The 16500-nt window shown below is 62.4% G+C and carries 16 protein-coding genes, 2 tRNA genes and 1 riboswitch; of the genes, 10 read left to right on the top strand and 8 right to left on the bottom strand.

What is annotated here, in order from left to right; genetic code table 11:
• Window positions 1–128 precede the first annotated feature (128 nt).
• Window positions 129–205: transfer RNA gene (locus ASE85_RS13105), tRNA-Met, on the top strand.
• 164 nt (window positions 206–369) lie between these two features.
• On the opposite strand, the gene ASE85_RS13100 is transcribed toward ASE85_RS13105, so the two are convergent.
• Window positions 370–2478, bottom strand: coding sequence for a prolyl oligopeptidase family serine peptidase (locus ASE85_RS13100; protein WP_235523526.1), 2109 nt, complete (start codon window positions 2476–2478; stop codon window positions 370–372).
• Window positions 2478–2771, bottom strand: coding sequence for a hypothetical protein (locus tag ASE85_RS13095; protein ID WP_056689059.1), 294 nt, complete (start codon window positions 2769–2771; stop codon window positions 2478–2480). The genes ASE85_RS13100 and ASE85_RS13095 overlap by 1 nt, the downstream gene beginning before the upstream one ends.
• 38 nt (window positions 2772–2809) lie before the next feature.
• Window positions 2810–2920, top strand: a riboswitch (TPP riboswitch).
• A gap of 55 nt (window positions 2921–2975) precedes the next feature.
• Here ASE85_RS13095 and ASE85_RS13090 point away from each other — a divergent pair.
• The 5 genes from ASE85_RS13090 (at window position 2976) to ASE85_RS13075 (ending at window position 6418) form a co-directional block, all read left to right on the top strand.
• Window positions 2976–3383: a DUF2065 family protein gene (locus tag ASE85_RS13090; protein ID WP_056689046.1), complete on the top strand. Its 408-nt coding sequence runs from the start codon at window positions 2976–2978 to the stop codon at window positions 3381–3383.
• A 233-nt stretch (window positions 3384–3616) separates the two neighbouring features.
• Window positions 3617–5485 carry a phosphomethylpyrimidine synthase ThiC gene (thiC, locus tag ASE85_RS13085; protein WP_056689056.1) on the top strand — a complete coding sequence of 623 codons (1869 nt, stop codon included), beginning with the start codon at window positions 3617–3619 and terminating at the stop codon, window positions 5483–5485.
• Window positions 5486–5578: 93 nt separating this feature from the next.
• Window positions 5579–5812, top strand: coding sequence for a DUF4160 domain-containing protein (locus ASE85_RS13080; protein WP_056689043.1), 234 nt, complete (start codon window positions 5579–5581; stop codon window positions 5810–5812).
• On the top strand, window positions 5769–6056 hold the full coding sequence (locus tag ASE85_RS22485; protein WP_327196620.1) for a DUF2442 domain-containing protein: 288 nt from the start codon (window positions 5769–5771) through the stop codon (window positions 6054–6056). The genes ASE85_RS13080 and ASE85_RS22485 overlap by 44 nt, the downstream gene beginning before the upstream one ends.
• Window positions 6057–6097: 41 nt before the next feature.
• Window positions 6098–6418, top strand: coding sequence for a LysR family transcriptional regulator (locus tag ASE85_RS13075; RefSeq protein ID WP_235523524.1), 321 nt, complete (start codon window positions 6098–6100; stop codon window positions 6416–6418).
• A gap of 76 nt (window positions 6419–6494) precedes the next feature.
• On the opposite strand, the gene ASE85_RS13070 is transcribed toward ASE85_RS13075, so the two are convergent.
• Both ASE85_RS13070 and ASE85_RS13065 read right to left on the bottom strand, forming a co-directional pair.
• A complete protein-coding gene (locus tag ASE85_RS13070; protein ID WP_056689040.1) occupies window positions 6495–7187 on the bottom strand; it encodes a DUF6891 domain-containing protein in 693 nt (230 codons plus the stop codon).
• 124 nt (window positions 7188–7311) lie between these two features.
• Window positions 7312–7635 carry a hypothetical protein gene (locus ASE85_RS13065; protein WP_056689053.1) on the bottom strand — a complete coding sequence of 108 codons (324 nt, stop codon included), beginning with the start codon at window positions 7633–7635 and terminating at the stop codon, window positions 7312–7314.
• A gap of 138 nt (window positions 7636–7773) precedes the next feature.
• Here ASE85_RS13065 and ASE85_RS13060 point away from each other — a divergent pair, with 138 nt between their 5' ends.
• Window positions 7774–9621, top strand: a complete 1848-nt coding sequence (locus ASE85_RS13060) for an ABCB family ABC transporter ATP-binding protein/permease (protein ID WP_056689035.1) — start codon at window positions 7774–7776, stop codon at window positions 9619–9621.
• A gap of 55 nt (window positions 9622–9676) precedes the next feature.
• Here ASE85_RS13060 and ASE85_RS13055 read toward each other — a convergent pair whose 3' ends face one another.
• The 3 genes from ASE85_RS13055 to ASE85_RS13045 all read right to left on the bottom strand — a co-directional run bounded on the left by ASE85_RS13055 (window position 9677) and on the right by ASE85_RS13045 (window position 12832).
• Complete coding sequence (locus tag ASE85_RS13055; RefSeq protein ID WP_056689032.1) at window positions 9677–10297, bottom strand: hypothetical protein; 621 nt, start codon at window positions 10295–10297, stop codon at window positions 9677–9679.
• Window positions 10298–10358: 61 nt separating this feature from the next.
• Window positions 10359–10760: an acyl-CoA thioesterase gene (locus ASE85_RS13050; protein WP_056689029.1), complete on the bottom strand. Its 402-nt coding sequence runs from the start codon at window positions 10758–10760 to the stop codon at window positions 10359–10361.
• Complete coding sequence (locus tag ASE85_RS13045) at window positions 10760–12832, bottom strand: S9 family peptidase (protein ID WP_056689026.1); 2073 nt, start codon at window positions 12830–12832, stop codon at window positions 10760–10762. The genes ASE85_RS13050 and ASE85_RS13045 overlap by 1 nt, the downstream gene beginning before the upstream one ends.
• Window positions 12833–12943: 111 nt before the next feature.
• Between ASE85_RS13045 and ASE85_RS13040 the strand changes: the two genes are divergently transcribed.
• Window positions 12944–14725 carry an aminopeptidase P family protein gene (locus ASE85_RS13040; protein ID WP_056689022.1) on the top strand — a complete coding sequence of 594 codons (1782 nt, stop codon included), beginning with the start codon at window positions 12944–12946 and terminating at the stop codon, window positions 14723–14725.
• Between the two features lie 3 nt (window positions 14726–14728).
• On the opposite strand, the gene ASE85_RS24225 is transcribed toward ASE85_RS13040, so the two are convergent.
• A complete protein-coding gene (locus ASE85_RS24225) occupies window positions 14729–14857 on the bottom strand; it encodes a hypothetical protein (RefSeq protein ID WP_268795132.1) in 129 nt (42 codons plus the stop codon).
• A gap of 116 nt (window positions 14858–14973) precedes the next feature.
• On the opposite strand from ASE85_RS24225, the gene ASE85_RS13035 reads away from it, so the two are divergent.
• Together ASE85_RS13035 and ASE85_RS13030 are read left to right on the top strand one after the other, a co-directional pair.
• Window positions 14974–15048, top strand: a tRNA-Thr gene (locus tag ASE85_RS13035).
• A 571-nt stretch (window positions 15049–15619) separates the two neighbouring features.
• A complete protein-coding gene (locus tag ASE85_RS13030) occupies window positions 15620–16375 on the top strand; it encodes a helix-turn-helix transcriptional regulator (protein ID WP_082462804.1) in 756 nt (251 codons plus the stop codon).
• Window positions 16376–16500 lie beyond the last annotated feature (125 nt).

Genomic DNA, 16500 nt, shown 5'->3' with positions numbered 1-16500 from the left:
AAACCAGTCTGCGCCGATGGTACTATTGCTCAAGCACTGGAAGAGTAGGGCGTCGCCAGGCATTGCAGCTCGCGCATATATCGAAAAAAAACCCTTCACGATTTCGCGACCTCCTGTCGCGCCTCTGGCGCGGGATGGAGCAGCCCGGTAGCTCGTCAGGCTCATAACCTGAAGGTCGTAGGTTCAAATCCTACTCCCGCAACCAGGAGGTCGCATAGCAGAGCTGCAACCGCAGTCAGCCTCATGCAATAAAAAGCCCGCCCTAACCAGGCGGGCTTTTTGCTTGTCTGCTGCATTCACGCAGCGGGCGTTGACGATCGGGGCGACAAGCCAGTGCGATTCCCATCGCCCGCATCACTCGCCCTCAAGCTACTGGCCTTCAAGCCGCTGGCTGAAATATATCATCTGCATGGCCTGCAATCGTGCGCCCTGGGCGATATCGGCATCGCCTGAATGGCCGCCGGCCATATCCTCGTAAAAATGATAGGGCAGCCCATAGTCCTTCAGCCGCGCTGCGAATTTGCGCGCATGCTGCGGACCCACACGGTCGTCCTTCGTCGTCGTCCAGATATAAGGCGTGGGATATTCTACCCCCTTGCGGATATTGGCATAAGGCGAAATCCCGGCGAGAAACGCCTTTTCTTCCGGCACCGATACGCTGCCATATTCATCCACCCAGGACGCGCCGGCTGCGATCTGCTCGTACCGCAGCATGTCCAGCAACGGCACCTGGATCACCACCCCGTTCCACAAGTCGGGATGCTGGTTGAATTCCACCCCCATCAACAACCCGCCATTGGATCCGCCATAGATGCCGAAGCGACGGGGCGAGGATAGTTTGCGTGCAAAAATATCCTGCGCCACCGCCGCAAAATCATCATAGATGATCTGTCGCTTCGTCTTCAGCCCCGCCTCATGCCAGGCCGGGCCGAACTCGCCGCCGCCCCGAATATTGGCCAGCACGAAACTGTTGCCCCGTTCCAGCCACAGCTTGCCGGTAATCGCGGCATAGCTGGGCGTCATCGGCACCTCGAAACCGCCATAGGCGGTCATGATCGCCGGTGTGCTGCCATCGCGCTTCATATCTTTGCGATGGACGATGAAGTAGGGAATTTTCGTTCCGTCGGTCGATATGGCTTCATGTTGATCGACCACCAGTCCGGACGCATCGAAACGCGCGGGCATGGCTTTCACCTGGCGCGGAGCGGGATTGGCGGCATCGATCGCCCACAGCGTCGTCGGCGCCAGGAAGCCGGCGACCGCCAGATAGGCGGCATCGCTCCTGTCGGTCGCGCTGGCGATCGTGATGGTCGCATTGTCGGGCAGCGCGACCGGGATAGTCGTCCACTTGTCCTTTTCCGGCGCCAGGACCAGCACCCGCCCACGCACATTGTCGTTGATCGCCAGGATCACCCGGCTCTTCGTCGCGGTCACGCCATCGATAGATTGACGTGCATTGGGTGCAAACAGGATCTGGGGGGCCAGTGTCGCGCCTGATTCCAGCGCCTTCAACGGCACCGCAGCGAGCGATCCCGCCGGGACGGTGACGCCGCCGCTTTCCCATACCTCGCTGGTCTGGATCAGCACCTGTCCCTGCACCATGCCCTGTAACTGGCTTTTTGCGGGCAGGAGCAGCCTTTTCACGCCGCCGTCCGTCACGAGATAGGTTTCGTTGCCAAAGAAGGTGACGCCGCGATAGAGGAAGGCGGCGCGGTTGCCCGACCCGTCGGACAGCAGCATGGGGAAGGTGCCGACCTGATCGGTCGGTGCGCCGCGATAGATTTCCTGCGCCGCCGACAGGGGCTGGCCGCGCTTCAATATCTTCACGACAAAGGGGTAGCCCGACCTGGTCATGCTGCCTTCCCCCCAGTCGCGGGCGAGGAGCAGGCGGTCCTTGTCCAGCCAGGCTTCATTCTGCTTGGAGGTGGGAATATCGAACCCGCCCATCGCGAAGGTTCCCGTCACCAGGTCGAATTCGCGCAACGTCACGGCATCCTCGCCGCCATCCGACAGGTTGAGCAGCGCATAGCATTCCTCGGGATCGAGGATGGTCGCGCCCTTCCACACCCACTTCCTGCCATCCGCCTTCGACAGGGCATCAAGATCCAGCACCGTCGTCCAGTGCGGCGCATCGGTCGCGTAATCTGCCTGTGACGTGTAACGCCAGATACCCTGCGGATGATCGGCATCGCGCCAGAAATTATAGACGCGATCATGGATCAGCATCGGCATGGCGATCCGGTCCTTGGCCGAGGCGATGGCGAGCGCGTCCCTGTAATAGCCAGCATAGCGCGGATCATTCTGGAAGGCGGCGACCGTCGCCTTGTTCTCCGCCTCGACCCATTGCATCGCACGCGGCCCGGTCCAGTCCTCCAGCCAGATGAAAGGATCATCCGCCTGGGCGGGAGAGGGGGCAGGGGGCACACCAGCCCCGGTCAGCATCGCGGCAGTCACCAGCAATATCATCCTCTTGTTCATCAGCGCTTCTGCCCCGGCACAATCGATCGCCCCTTCATATAGCGCGCCCGCAACGCCGCGCTCGCGATCAACAGGGGTAACGCGCCCAGCATCAACAGGCTCCCGATCAGGCTCGGCGACCAACCCCACAGGCTGTGCAGGCCAAAGGCGGCGGGCGCCATGACCAGCAGGAAGCCAAGCGTCAACAGCCACAGCCCCCACCGGCGCGGTCGGACCGCCACCATGCGCATTTCATGGCGCCAGGCTTTGCGACCAGCCTTGGTCGACAGATCGGGGAGCGGGGTATCGTCCATAAGCTGCTGGACCTTGTGCCGTTTCGCCCCTATCCTGTCCAGCATCCCCGGGGGACCGCGCACAAGCGGTTGAGAGGCAGCTGAAGTGGCTGCGACCCGTCGAACCTGATCCGGCTGACACCGGCGTAGGGAGGGAACGGCTTGTGTAACCAGCAAACCGCGCCCGCCCTGCGTCTTTGAGAAGAGACGAAAGAGAGGCGGCCCATGGATACGATTTCCGTTCTGACGCTGCGCCTGGCCGAGATTTTCGGCCTTTACATGATCGTCATCGGCGTTGGTGGGCTGGCCAGTCCAGCGCGCTGGCGAGCGGTGATGGACGATCTCAACCGGTCGCCCGGTCTGGTGGCGGCGCTAGGCTTCGCTGTCTTTGCGGTCGGCGGCACGCTGGTCCTGATCCACAGTGTCTGGACCGACCCGCTGGCATGTCTCGTCAGCCTGATCGGCTATGTCGCGCTGATCGAAGGTGCGACCCTGCTTGCCGTGCCGGGGCCGCTCATCCGTATCGGCCACTGGTCGATCGGCTTCATCCGCATCTGGGCCGGCATAGCCCTGATCCTCGGCCTCATCCTCTTCCTTGCGGGCCTGACCGGCCGCGCCACCATTTCCGTCTGAAAGGCAAACCCATGGCAGATGTCCCCGCCCGCACCGAGATGCCCGAAGCCGGAGGCTTCACCGGCCGGCAGGCCGCAATGCCCGAAGCCGGAGGCTCCACCGGCCGGCAGGCCGCAATGCCCGAAGCCGGAGGCTCCACCGGCCGGCAGGCCGCAATGCCCGAGGCCGGAGGCTCCACCGGCCGGCAGGCCGCAATGCCCGAGGCCGGAGGCTCCACCGGCCGGCAGGCCGCAATGAACGTCACGACTGGCCCCATTCGTGGGTCCAAGAAGATCCATGTCGGCCCGCGCAAGGTCGCCATGCGCGAGATTCATCTGGAGCCGGGCAGCGGTGAACCGCCGGTGCGCGTCTATGATACATCCGGGCCATACACCGATCCCGATGCGCGCATCGACATCATGGCGGGCCTTCATGCGTTGCGTCGCGACTGGATTCGTGAGCGCGGGGATGTAGAGGAGTGTGACGCGCGCGCGATCAAGCCGGAGGATAATGGCCTCAAGGGGCCGGACCGTTCCGGCGGCGTCCAGCCCTTCCCGAACGTGGTGAAGCGCCCCCTGCGCGCCAAGCCGGGCGCCAACGTATCCCAGATGCACTATGCCCGCCGGGGCATCATCACCCCGGAAATGGAATATGTCGCGGAGCGCGAGAATCTGGGCCGCGCCCGCCTCGCCGACTATGTCCGCGACGGGCAAAGCTTCGGCGCGTCCATCCCCGACTATGTGACGCCGGAGTTCGTCCGCGACGAAGTCGCCCGTGGACGCGCCATCATCCCGTCCAACATCAACCACCCGGAATCGGAGCCGATGGCGATCGGCCGCAATTTCCTGGTGAAGATCAACGCCAATATCGGCAACAGCGCCGTTGCGTCCGACGTCGCGGCCGAAGTCGACAAGCTGGTCTGGTCGATCCGCTGGGGCGCGGACACGGTGATGGACCTGTCCACCGGCCGCAACATCCACGACACGCGCGAATGGATATTGCGCAACTCGCCGGTGCCGATCGGCACCGTCCCCATCTATCAGGCGCTGGAAAAGGTCGGGGGCGTCGCCGAAGACCTGACATGGGACATTTTCCGCGACACGCTGATCGAGCAGGCGGAACAGGGCGTCGATTATTTCACCATCCATGCCGGCGTGCGCCTCGCCTATATCCCGATGGCGGCCAAGCGCGTGACCGGCATCGTGTCGCGCGGCGGCTCGATCATGGCGAAATGGTGCCTCGCCCATCATCGCGAAAGCTTCCTCTACGAGCATTTCGACGACATCACGGAGATCATGAAGGCGTATGACATCGCCTATTCGCTGGGCGACGGCTTGCGTCCCGGCTCCATCGCCGACGCCAATGACGAAGCGCAGTTCAGCGAACTCTACACGCTGGGCGAACTGACCCACCGCGCTTGGAAACAGGATGTGCAGGTGATGATCGAAGGGCCGGGTCATGTGCCCATGCACAAGATCAAGGAGAATATGGAAAAGCAGCTTCAGGTCTGCGGCGAAGCGCCCTTCTACACGCTGGGACCGCTCACCACCGACATCGCGCCGGGCTACGACCATATCACCAGCGGCATCGGCGCTGCGCAGATCGGCTGGTATGGCACGGCGATGCTCTGCTACGTCACGCCCAAGGAGCATCTGGGCCTGCCCGACCGCGATGACGTGAAGGTGGGCGTGGTCACCTACAAGCTCGCCGCCCACGCCGCCGACCTTGCCAAGGGCCATCCGGCAGCCCAGGTCCGCGACGATGCTCTAAGCCGCGCCCGCTTCGAATTCCGCTGGCGCGACCAGTTCAACCTCAGCCTCGACCCCGAAACCGCCGAGCAATATCATGACCAGACGCTCCCGGCCGAAGGCGCCAAGAGCGCCCATTTCTGCTCCATGTGTGGCCCCAAATTCTGCTCGATGAAGATTTCGCAGGAAGTGCGCGACTTCGCGGCGAAGAAGAACCAGCCCGCCGACGGCTTCCTGGAGGCTGGCCTGACCGGCGCGGAAGTGGCGGAGGCCAGCAAGGCTGCGGCGCTCAAGGGCATGGAAGAGATGAGCAAGCTCTTCAAGGAAACCGGCAGCGAACTCTATATGGGCGCTGGCGGACGGGAGCATGATTGAGCGAGCGACTCTATCGACATTTCCGCATTCATGCCTTGGACGGACGCTTGGCCTACGCTGTATATGGTTCGGCCTCATATTGGGGGACAGTTGATGCCGACCATCTTTCGCCTCGATGGCCATCGCTTCTATTTCTACAGCCACGAACCCAACGAGCCGCCCCATGTCCATGGCGATAAGGGCGGCTCGTCCATGAAGGTCTGGCTCGATTCGGTCGACATGGCCAAGAACACCGGCTTCCGCCGATCGGAGATCAATGGCATAATCGTGATGGTGGCGACCCATAGGAATCGCCTGCTGGAGGCATGGCAGGAATATTTCGGCTAGGATCACGGACGAGCGTGTCGCCGACGTCCGTTGCGATGCGGACAGCCTGATCGTAGACCTGATGGACGGCCGCACCATTTCCGTGCCGCTGGCTTGGTATCCCCGCCTTCTGCACGCAACGGCTACCGCGCGTGCGCGCTGGGAAGTGGCAGGTGGAGGCTATGGCATCCACTGGCCTGAAATAGATGAGGATTTGAGCACCGACGGTTTGCTCAGGGGAGCACCAGCAGTCAGGTCAGCCTAATCCCCTGTCCTACACGCCAAATCCCTGATCTATCCTTATGGATGGATCAGCCTTCTCCCCCCAATCCGCCCGCCAGCCCCACCAAAAAGCGCCGCGCCCGCTGGACGCCCGCCTTGCAGGCCAGCTTCCTAGGCACATTGCTCCACACCGGCAGCGTCCGCCATGCCGCGCGGGCGGTGGGGATGTCGCCGTCCAGCGCGCATCGCCTGCGCCGTCGCCTTGCCGGCACGGAGTTCGATCGCAACTGGGCGGAAGCGCTGATGCTGCATGAGCGCACGATGCATCACCCGCTGGCCGTGTATATGGACAGCGCGGGCGCTGCCGCCGCAATAGGAAGAGGGGCGTCGGGGAAGCGTTGGTGAGGCTTTGCGAGGGCCATGCGAAAGCCTCGCGAGCGCTTCGGGTCGAAAAACCCGTTACCGTGTGAACTTCGGTACTTCAGTCCTGAATCAGAACCGCGCTACGCCGCTTCTTCCATTCCAGCGAGACGCCGATGCGCTGTTCCAACTGGCCGTCCCACTGTGTCGTCAGGCCATGGGCCTCCAACTGCTCGACGATGCGATGGCCGATCGCCACGGCGGCCTCTTCGCCTTGTTCGCACGCGCCATAGTTCAGATAGAGGCCATGGCCCTCCACCGCGGACTCGGTGTCCTGCATGTGGAAAAAGGCATAGCCTTCCACAGCCACGCCCTCGGCCTGCGCCGTCTCGATCTCGTCCCAGATTTCGGATGCGCCGCAGGTGCCGCAGCAGGTGAAATTCTGCCGCGCGACGATGCCTTCCGTCTCCAGCGCATCGAAGGCGGCGTCCAGCCGGTCGCAATCGGTCATGTCCGACCAGTCCCGCTCGGCCGCGCGATGATCGGCCAGCGCGGCGCGCAGCGCGGCCGATGCTTCGACTCGCAGCAGAGGCCGGGGCAATTCCTCCTCGAACACGTCGTTGGCGTTGGTCAGGATAGCGTCATCATCGAAAAAGCCGCCGGCGACATCGCGTCGCACCAGATCGCGCAACGCGGCAACGGGGTCGTAACTGGCATTGGGGCTGAGCGCCGGGACAGCGTCCTTCGCCTCGCATATTGGGTCGTTGCCGGCAGTCCTGTTTCCGAAAATCCGCTTCCACAAAGACCCGAACATGCGCCTGTCTTGCCTCCTGCGATGCGCCACGACTGCCCCATCATGACGTACGATGTCGCAAAGGAAAAGACTCTAAAGTGTCGCTTTGTTCCGTTACGGCGCCGGTTCGACCCTCGGCATATTGTCAGTCATCATGCCGCGCCCTCGCCTTCACCTTGCGGATTTCCGCCAGCTGGCCCATCAATATGGTCAGCGCATCCCGCTCCGCTGCGTCCAGCGCCTTACTGTCGAAGTGACGGATCAGCACTTCCAGCGCCTCGCCGATCCGGCCGATCTGCCGGCCATAGCTGCCCACTTCGTTCAATAGCGTCCGCTCGATATCGGGCCGCGCCGTCTGGCCCAGCGCGATGTTGATGAGGCCGATCTGTCCGCCATTCTGGGTCCAGGTCAGGGGATTGATCGCCTGCCACAATCGGTCTGGCGCCAGCGCCACGCTAAAGGGTTCCATGCCGCACATCCTTGCCGAAGAGGGGGAGGAAGGCGCAGGCTGCCATGTTGCGCCGCAGCAGGCAAGCCGCGATGGCCGGGCTGATGGACCGGCACCAATCCTCTGGATTGCCGCGCCATACCCCCTACATAGGGTCCAATGCCACCCACCACGCCCGATTCCACGCCGATCCCGCCCATCTGGGCGACGTTGCGGCGTTTCCTTCCCTATCTCTGGCCGGCCGATTCTGCTGCGCTGCGCCACCGCGTCGCCATCGCCATGGGGCTGGTGCTGCTGGCAAAGATCGTCAGCCTCGCCATGCCGTTCGCCTACAAGGCGGCGATCGACCGGATGGCGCCAGGCCTGGAACCGGCGGTCGGCCTCGCCATGGCGCTGGTCGCCGTCTATGCGGGCGCCCGTTTCGGCAGCGTCCTCTTCGACAATCTGCGCAATGCCGTGTTCGAAAAGGTGGGGCAGGAGGCTGGCCGGCGGCTGGCCGACGATGTTTTCGTCCATCTCCATCGTCTGTCGCTGCGCTTCCATCTCGACCGCCGCACCGGCGCCGTCACCAAGATCGTGGAGCGCGGCACAAAGAGCATCGACACGATGCTCTATTTCCTGCTGTTCAACATCGCGCCTACGGTATTGGAACTGGTGGCGGTCTGCGTCATCTTCCTCGTCAAATTCGGTCCGGGCCTGGTCGTCGCCACGCTCGCCATGGTGGTGCTCTACATCTGGTTCACCCGGGCCGTCACCGAATGGCGCAACCAGCTGCGCCGCGACATGGTCGATATGGACACCAATGCCGTCGCCCATGCGGTCGACAGCCTGCTCAATTTCGAAACGGTCAAATATTTCGGCGCGGAGCAGCGGGAGGCGACCCGTTACGGCACGGCGATGCGGCGCTATGCCAGCGCAGCGGTCAAGAGTGAAAACAGCCTCGCCTGGCTCAATATCGGCCAGTCGCTCATCACCAACCTGATGATGGCCGGTGCCATGGCCTATACCGTTTGGGGCTGGAGCCGGGGGCAGTTCAGCACTGGCGACGTGGTGCTGGTGAACACACTCCTGTCGCAGCTTTTCCGTCCGCTCGACCTGCTCGGCATGGTCTATCGCACCATCCGTCAGGGGCTGATCGACATGGAGGCGATGTACGGCCTCATCGACACGCCGCAGGAAATTGCCGATGCGCCCGGTGCGCCGGACCTGCAACCCCGCGGCGGCGCGGTCCGCTTTGACCATGTCCGGTTCGGCTATGATCCTGAACGCGAAATCCTGCACGATGTCAGCTTCACCGTGCCGGCGGGCCGCACGCTGGCGATCGTCGGCCCGTCGGGCGCGGGCAAGTCCACCATCGCCCGCATCCTTTTCCGCTTCTACGACATCCAGTCGGGGCAGGTGTCGATCGACGGGCAGGACATATCCGGCGTGACCCAAGCCTCGCTGCGCGCCGCGATCGGCATCGTGCCGCAGGACATGGTCCTGTTCAACGATACGGTCGGCTATAATATCGGCTATGGCCGGGAAGGGGCCAGCCAGGCGGAGATAGAGGCAGCAGCGAAGGCGGCGTCGATCCATGACTTCATCATGGGCCTGCCCAAAGGCTATGCCACGCGGGTCGGGGAACGGGGCCTCAAACTGTCAGGCGGTGAAAAGCAGCGCGTGGCGATCGCCCGCACCCTTTTGAAAGATCCGCCGGTGCTGGTGCTGGATGAAGCGACCAGCGCACTGGACAGCCGGACTGAAACGGAAATCCAGACGGTACTGCGCGATATCAGCCGCAAGCGCACGACGCTGGTGGTCGCCCACCGCCTTTCGACCGTGGTCGATGCCGATGAGATCATCGTGCTGGACAAAGGCGTGATCGTGGAGCGTGGCCGCCATGCCGATCTGGTCCGCGCCGATGGCCTTTATGCCCTCATGTGGGCGCGGCAGGCGGCGGAGCGGGAAGCAATGCCGACTGAGCCGAGCATCGAGGACATATTCGAGATAGTGGCGCCCTCCTGATCGGAAGATCGGGAGCGCGCCATCAAGTTAGTTTTGGCAAGTCAGTTCTGGCAGGTCAGTTCTGGGTCGTGACCGTCGTGGTCGTCCGTTCAGCGACCGCCGCGCGGGGCGCCGTCTTTGTCGTCTTGCGCACGATCTTGCGCGCAGGTGCCGTGCGCCGTGCCACGGCGGGTGCGGCTTTGACCGTTTCGGTCGTCACCGTGGTGGTGGTGGCCGGCTTGGCTGCGGCGAGGGCGGCGGCATTACGGGCGGCTTGCGCGTCGGCTGCTGCGGACGCGACCGCTTGTTCGGCGGCGGCGGCACGGGCGTTGGCCTCATCGGCCTGCTGCTGCGCGTTCACCGTGGCCTGCGTCTGCATCTGGGCATTGGCGTCGGCGCGCTGCTGTCCTTCACCGATCGCAGTATCGGCATTGGCCTGTGCTTCCAAAGCTGCGGAAATCGCCTTCTGCTCCTTACCGCTCTTCAGCGCGTCTTCCGCCAGACGCAGCGACGCCTGGGCACGGGCGATCAGTTCGGGTGAGGGATTGAGCTTTGCAGCCGCCTCGATCTTGCCCTTCGCCTCGGCGATCGCCGCAAGCGCGCGTTCTTCGTCACCGGCAAAAGCAGGGGCCGCACTCAACGCAAGGGCGGAAGCAGCGAGCAGACCGCCGAAGGTGGTTTTGAAAATCTTGTTCATATCTCTCTCCCATCATAATCATGATGGGCCAAGAAACGTGCATCTTTGTTTTTAGGTTCCTTTATCTCAGGTTCAGGAAAGGCGCGGCTACTTCTGCGGACACCCGCATCAAACGACCGCTTTTCTTGTCGATCATGGCCCAGGTGGACTTGGCCGAAACCTTCACCTTGCCGTCCGGCCCGGTAAATTCCATCAGCCGGTCGAACCGTGCCCCGCGCGGCGGCTCGGGAATCCACGTCCGCGCCGTCACCACATCGCCTACCGCCACGTTGCCGCGATAATCGACCTCATGCCGGGTGACGACCCAGATATAGGCGTCGACATGGGCAGGATCGGCGTCCTGCCGCCAGTGGTCGACCGAAACCTGCTCCATCCACTGGACCCAGACGGCGTTGTTCACATGGCCCAACTCATCGATATGGTCGGGCAGCGCTGTGATCTGCTTGGTGAAACTGGACGCCATCAATTCTCCACACCCAATTGCCACAGGATGAAGGCGAATTCCTCCGCCGTTTCGTGCAGGCTTTCAAAGCGCCCCGACTTGCCGCCATGGCCTGCGCCCATATTGGTCTTGAGCAGCAGGACATTATTGTCGGTCTTGGTCGCGCGCAGTTTCGCCACCCATTTGGCAGGCTCCCAATAGGTAACGCGCGGGTCGTTGAGGCCCGCCGTCACCATCAGCGGCGGATAGTCCTGCGCGCGGACATGGGTGTAGGGATCATAGCTCTGGATCGTGCGGAATGCCGCCTCATCCTCGATCGGATTGCCCCATTCGGGCCATTCACCCGGCGTCAGCGGCAGCGTTTCGTCCAGCATGGTGTTGAGCACGTCGACAAAGGGCACATGCGCCACCACCGCCCCCCACAGATCGGGGTCGGAGTTGATGACCGCGCCCATCAGTTCGCCGCCGGCCGATCCGCCCGAAATGCTGACCTTGCCCTTGCTGCTATAGCCAAGCGCGATCAGCCCCTTCGCCACGTCGACGAAATCGGTGAAGGTGTTGGCGCGCTTGTCGAGTTTGCCATCCAGATACCATTGCTGGCCCAGATCATCGCCGCCCCGGATATGGGCGATGGCGAAAGCGAAACCGCGATCGAGCAGCGACAGGCGGCTGGTCGAAAAGCCCGGCTCCATCGCCATGCCATAGGCGCCATAGCCATAGAGGTGCAGCGGCGCGCTGCCGTCGCGGGGAAAGTCCTTGGGATAGACGATCGACACCGGAATCTGCGTCCCGTCCCGCGCCGCGATCATCAGACGCTCGGCGGCATAGCGGGTCGCATCATAGCCCGAGGGAATCTCCTGGACCTTCAGCACTTCCAGTTCACCCGTCTCCAGATGATAGTCGTAGATGGTGTCCGGCGTGACCATGGATTCATAGCCGATGCGCAGCTTCGTCACGTCATATTCGGGATTGTCGTCGAGACTAGCGGAATAGCTGGCTTCGGGGAAGGGGATGCGCTTGGGGCTATGCGTGGCGTAATCGCGCAACTCGATCTGGTCGAGGCCGTCCTGCCGTCCCTCGGTGACGTAGAAACCTTTGAACAGCGTAAAATCGGTAAGGTAGAAATGCGCGTCCGCGCCGATCACTTCCGTCCAATGGTCGGGGGCTTCCAGCGTTGCCGTCACCAGCCGGAAATTGGGATGGCTGTCGTTCGTCTTGATGTAGAGCGTGCCTCCATGTTCATCGACATCATATTCGCGGCCGGCCTTGCGCGCGGAGACCAGCAGCGGGGGCGCGGTCGGATTGTCGGCCGGCACCAGCCAGGCTTCGCTGGTGACATGATCGCCGGTCGCGATGACAATCCAGTTTTCCGAGGAGGTTAGGCCGATCGAGACGCGGAAGCCCTCGTCATCTTCATGGAACAACTCCATATCGCTGTCGACGCTCTGGCCCAGCCAGTGCAGCCGTGCATTGTCGGTACGCCAATTGTCGTTGGCGAGGCCGTAGAGCAGCCCCTTGCTGTCCGATGTCCACACCAGCGAAGACAATGTATCAGGAATGACTTCGGGCAGGACATCGCCGGAAAACAGATCCTTGATGCGCGCTTCGAACCGTTCCGACCCGTTGGTGTCGATCGCATAGGCGAGGTAGCGGCCATCAGGACTGACCGACATGGCGCCGAGGCGAAAATAATCATGCCCCTCCGCCAGCGCGGGTTCGTCCAGGATCAACTGGTCGTCACCACCTGCCACGGGCCTCCGATACCATTTGCGATATTGCGCACCTGTTTCGAAGGCGCGCCAATAGATATAGTCGCCATCCTTCTGTGGAACCGACTGGTCATCCTCCTTGATGCGGCCTTTCATCTCCTGGAACAGCGTGTCGAGCAAAGGCTTGTGCGGCGCCATGGCGCCCTCGAACCAGGCGTTTTCGGCCTCCAGATAGGCCAGCACATCCTTGTCCTTGACGTCGGGATAACCGGGATCACGCAGCCACGCATAGGGATCGTCCACCGTGATGCCATGATGCGTGAAGCTGTGCGGGCGACGCTCGGCGATTGGCGAGGACGGGAGAGGCTGCATTGGGTCGGTCATTAACTATCCATGGTCCAGACGGGGCGGTGCGCTGGAATAAGCGCACTGGCACCTCTATGTTGTCGGCATTGTCGCCGGTACAAGAGGCCGGAATGATCCAAGGGAAGTTCGATGTCCAGTTATGAAGATCGCCTGAAGGCTTTGCGCGCGCAACTGGTGCGCCAGAAGCTGGACGGTTTCGTGGTCCCCCTGACCGATGAGCATATGAGCGAATATGTCGGTGCCTATGCCCAACGGCTCGCCTGGCTGACGGGATTCCAGGGATCGGCCGGCAGCGCCGTGGTCCTGCCGGAGGAGGCTGCGATCTTCGTCGATGGTCGTTACACGCTCCAGGTCCGCGAACAAGTGGACGGCGCGAACTGGCAATATGAAAGCGTGCCGCAGACCTCGATCGCGGCCTGGCTCAAGGATCATGCCGGGCAGGGCGCGCGCATCGGCTATGATCCCTGGCTCCATACGCGGGCATGGGTGAAGCAGGCGACTGACGCCCTGGCGGACAGGGGTGCGGAACTGGTCGCGGTCGACACCAATCCGGTCGATGCCGTCTGGCCCGACCGCCCCGCGCGCAGCGATGCAAAGCTGGTCGTGCATGGCGACAAGTTCGCGGGCCAGTCCGCCGCCGAAAAGCGCGCTGCCATGGCCGACTGGCTGGTGTCGAAAAAGGCGGACGCCGCCGTCCTCTCCGCGCTCGATTCGATCGCCTGGACCTTCAACATCCGCGGGAAGGATGTGGAGCGTACGCCGGTCGCACTCGCCTATGCCATCGTCCATGCCGATGCGACTGCCGACCTCTATGTCGCGCCGGAGAAGATGGACGAGGCCATCGCCCAGCATCTGGGCAATGGCGTGCGCGTGCATGATGCTGCGAACTTTGCCGCCGCGCTCGAAGATTTCGCTGGCAAGACCGTCGTGGCCGACCCGGAACGGGCGGTCGCCGCGATCTTCAACGGGCTGGACGAAGGCGGCGCCACCGTGCTGTCGCTGCGCGATCCCGCCGTCCTGCCCAAGGCGATCAAGAACGCCACCGAAATCTCCGGGCACAAGGCGGCGCAGGCCCGCGACGGCGCGGCGCTCAGCCGCTTCCTTCACTGGATCGCAGTCGAAGCGCCCAAGGGCCGCCTCACCGAACTCTCCGCCTCGGACCGGCTGGAGGCGTTCCGCAAGGATACCGGCCTGCTCGAAGACCTGTCCTTCGACACGATCAGCGGCGCCGGTCCCAATGGCGCGGTCGTCCATTACCGCGCCGAGGAAAAGACAAATCGCCCGATCGAACTGAACAGCCTCTATCTGGTCGATTCGGGCGGCCAGTATCGCGACGGCACCACCGACGTGACCCGTACCCTGGCCATCGGGACGCCGACCGACGAGATGCGCCGCCGCTTCACGCTAGTGCTGAAGGGGCATATCGCGCTTGCTCGCGCTGTCTTCCCGAAGGGTACGCGCGGTGGCCAACTCGATGCACTCGCCCGTCAATATCTCTGGGCCGAAGGGCTGGATTATGCCCATGGCACCGGCCATGGCGTCGGCAGCTTCCTGTCGGTGCATGAAGGGCCGCAGCGAATCGCGACCTTCGGTGGTGGCGACGAGCCGCTGGCGGCCGGCATGATCCTCTCGAACGAACCGGGCTATTACAAGACCGGCGAATATGGCATCCGCATCGAAAATCTGGTGCTGGTCGAGGAACGCGATGTTCCCGGCGCGGAAAAGCTGATGCTGGGCTTCGAGACGCTGACCTTCGCCCCGATCGACAGGACGCTCATCGCCAACGACCTGTTGAGCGATGCGGAACGCGCCTGGTTCGACGCCTATCATGCCGCCGTGCTGGATCTGGTCGGGCCGCAAATGGAGGGCGATGCGCTCGCCTGGCTCAAGGCCGCCTGCGCGCCGCTATAAAGCCTAGCCGCCGGACGTATCAGCGGGAGGGGGCGGGGTGGCGCCCTCCCGCGCTTGCGCCTTGCGCCTGCGCAAATTGTCGCGCAGCGCCTGCGCCAACCGTGCTTTTTTTTCGTCCTGCGTCTCAGCCATGCAATGCGCATAAGCAAAATGCATGATCGACCGCAACCCGCCTTGACATGCACTGCGAGGGCGGCCATAGGCCCGGCCTCCGCAGCGCAGATAGCGCTAAGGAGATGAAATAGAGTGCTGCCGTAGCTCAGTGGTAGAGCGCATCCTTGGTAAGGCTGAGGTCGTGAGTTCAATCCTCACCGGCAGCACCATTTTCTCCCTTCATTTTCAGTGATTTGACAATAGCAGGCGCTGGTTGGAGATGCTGACAACGACCGACTTGAAAAGTTTGTCAGCAAATTGTCAGCACAATTTCTTCTCCAACTTTGCCAAGGTTGGGGTCGAGGGTTCGAATCCCTTCGCCCGCTCCAGAAATCATCAAAAAATCAATGGTTTCTGGGGCATGATGCGATTAGAAAGTTGGAGACAAAGCTCCTTAAATTGGTCGCTGTCTCCACATTGTCTCCACCAAATTTGCAACTGTAGCGGTATTTGGCGTTGTCTGGCGTAGCCGGGTTGTCGTTGGCATTTCGCACTCGGCGTTGATTCAATCTGGTGGGCGTTAAGGTTCGCTGCTGCGTTACAAGCTGACGCCTGAGCTTGCACAGTTGGCAATCCCACATGATCGTCACGCAATTGTCACATAGCGAAAATGCCATATGCTGTCCGCTCACCTCGTTTCAACGATCGTTGTGAGGACGAACGGGGAGCGCATAGATTGAGGAAGGCGAATCGCGAGACCTGCGGGTTGGGAACGCCCTTGCGGTCGATTATGCTACTATCATGGGTCGTTATCGACGTTTGGATGCCCTTTCAGCAACGTTAGCGGAGGCATCGGAGATCCACATGCTCCAGGAGTTCCTTGCGAAAATCGCACGGGAAATGGGTTTCGACTATTTCGCGCTGGCCGAGCACATCGATCTAAGGATGCCACAACAGCAACCTCTTCAAATCCACAATTATCCACGCGGCTGGGCCGCCTATTATGTGGACAGGGACCTGGGCCCGCGCGATCCCATCCGACGGGCCAGCCACCGGACCCATCTGGGCTTTGCTTGGCTCACCATTCCAAAATTTCTCACACTGACGCCTGCCGATCGTGCCGTTCTAGCTGCCGGTCAAGCCCACGGGCTGGGTGAAGGTTTTACCATCCCCTCGCACATCCCTGGCGAAGTCAGCGGATCCTGTACATTTGTCACCCGAGCCGACGAGCCGCTGCCTCTCGATCAGATTTGGACGGCCCAACTGATCGGCGGGCTGGCGTTCGAATGCGGGCAACGCCTCCTAGGGCGCACGACCCTATCCGGTGATTCCGCGATCACGGAGCGTCAACGCGACTGCGTTCTATGGGCTGCTCGCGGAAATACCGACGGCGAGATTGCGGACATATTGGGCATCTCCAAGGAAACAGTGATCCAGCATCTCAAATTCGCGCGCGAGCGCTATGGCGTGCGCAAGAGAACGTCGCTCGTGATCCGGGCGCTGTTCGACGGCCTCATCTCCTTTTCCGAAATCTTCCAGCGACACCGATATTGGTAACGTCATGTCGAGGGGGCGGTGTGCCGCTCCCTCATCCAACGGTTCGAGCAAAACCGCCGTTTCCCTGTCTTTCTGCGCCAGCCTACGCCAAAGCGATTTGATTGTTGCGGATACAGGCAATGTGG

This window comes from Sphingobium sp. Leaf26, assembly GCF_001421665.1.
Taxonomy (GTDB): Bacteria; Pseudomonadota; Alphaproteobacteria; order Sphingomonadales; family Sphingomonadaceae; genus Sphingobium.
The sequence above is the reverse complement of the archived record's forward strand: the minus strand, read 5'-3'. Positions and strand labels throughout refer to the sequence as shown.

Coding starts and splice junctions, on each gene's coding strand:
- ASE85_RS13065 (WP_056689053.1), bottom strand. CDS start 7,635: ATGGAACCCTTTAGCGTGGCGCTGGCGCCAGACCGATTGTGGCAGGCG.
- ASE85_RS13055 (WP_056689032.1), bottom strand. CDS start 10,297: ATGAACAAGATTTTCAAAACCACCTTCGGCGGTCTGCTCGCTGCTTCC.
- ASE85_RS13070 (WP_056689040.1), bottom strand. CDS start 7,187: ATGTTCGGGTCTTTGTGGAAGCGGATTTTCGGAAACAGGACTGCCGGC.
- ASE85_RS13060 (WP_056689035.1), top strand. CDS start 7,774: ATGCCACCCACCACGCCCGATTCCACGCCGATCCCGCCCATCTGGGCG.
- ASE85_RS13040 (WP_056689022.1), top strand. CDS start 12,944: ATGTCCAGTTATGAAGATCGCCTGAAGGCTTTGCGCGCGCAACTGGTG.
- ASE85_RS13075 (WP_235523524.1), top strand. CDS start 6,098: ATGGATCAGCCTTCTCCCCCCAATCCGCCCGCCAGCCCCACCAAAAAG.
- ASE85_RS13095 (WP_056689059.1), bottom strand. CDS start 2,771: ATGGACGATACCCCGCTCCCCGATCTGTCGACCAAGGCTGGTCGCAAA.
- thiC (WP_056689056.1), top strand. CDS start 3,617: ATGAACGTCACGACTGGCCCCATTCGTGGGTCCAAGAAGATCCATGTC.
- ASE85_RS13080 (WP_056689043.1), top strand. CDS start 5,579: ATGCCGACCATCTTTCGCCTCGATGGCCATCGCTTCTATTTCTACAGC.
- ASE85_RS13030 (WP_082462804.1), top strand. CDS start 15,620: ATGGGTCGTTATCGACGTTTGGATGCCCTTTCAGCAACGTTAGCGGAG.
- ASE85_RS13100 (WP_235523526.1), bottom strand. CDS start 2,478: ATGAACAAGAGGATGATATTGCTGGTGACTGCCGCGATGCTGACCGGG.
- ASE85_RS13090 (WP_056689046.1), top strand. CDS start 2,976: ATGGATACGATTTCCGTTCTGACGCTGCGCCTGGCCGAGATTTTCGGC.
- ASE85_RS13045 (WP_056689026.1), bottom strand. CDS start 12,832: ATGACCGACCCAATGCAGCCTCTCCCGTCCTCGCCAATCGCCGAGCGT.
- ASE85_RS13050 (WP_056689029.1), bottom strand. CDS start 10,760: ATGGCGTCCAGTTTCACCAAGCAGATCACAGCGCTGCCCGACCATATC.
- ASE85_RS24225 (WP_268795132.1), bottom strand. CDS start 14,857: ATGGCTGAGACGCAGGACGAAAAAAAAGCACGGTTGGCGCAGGCGCTG.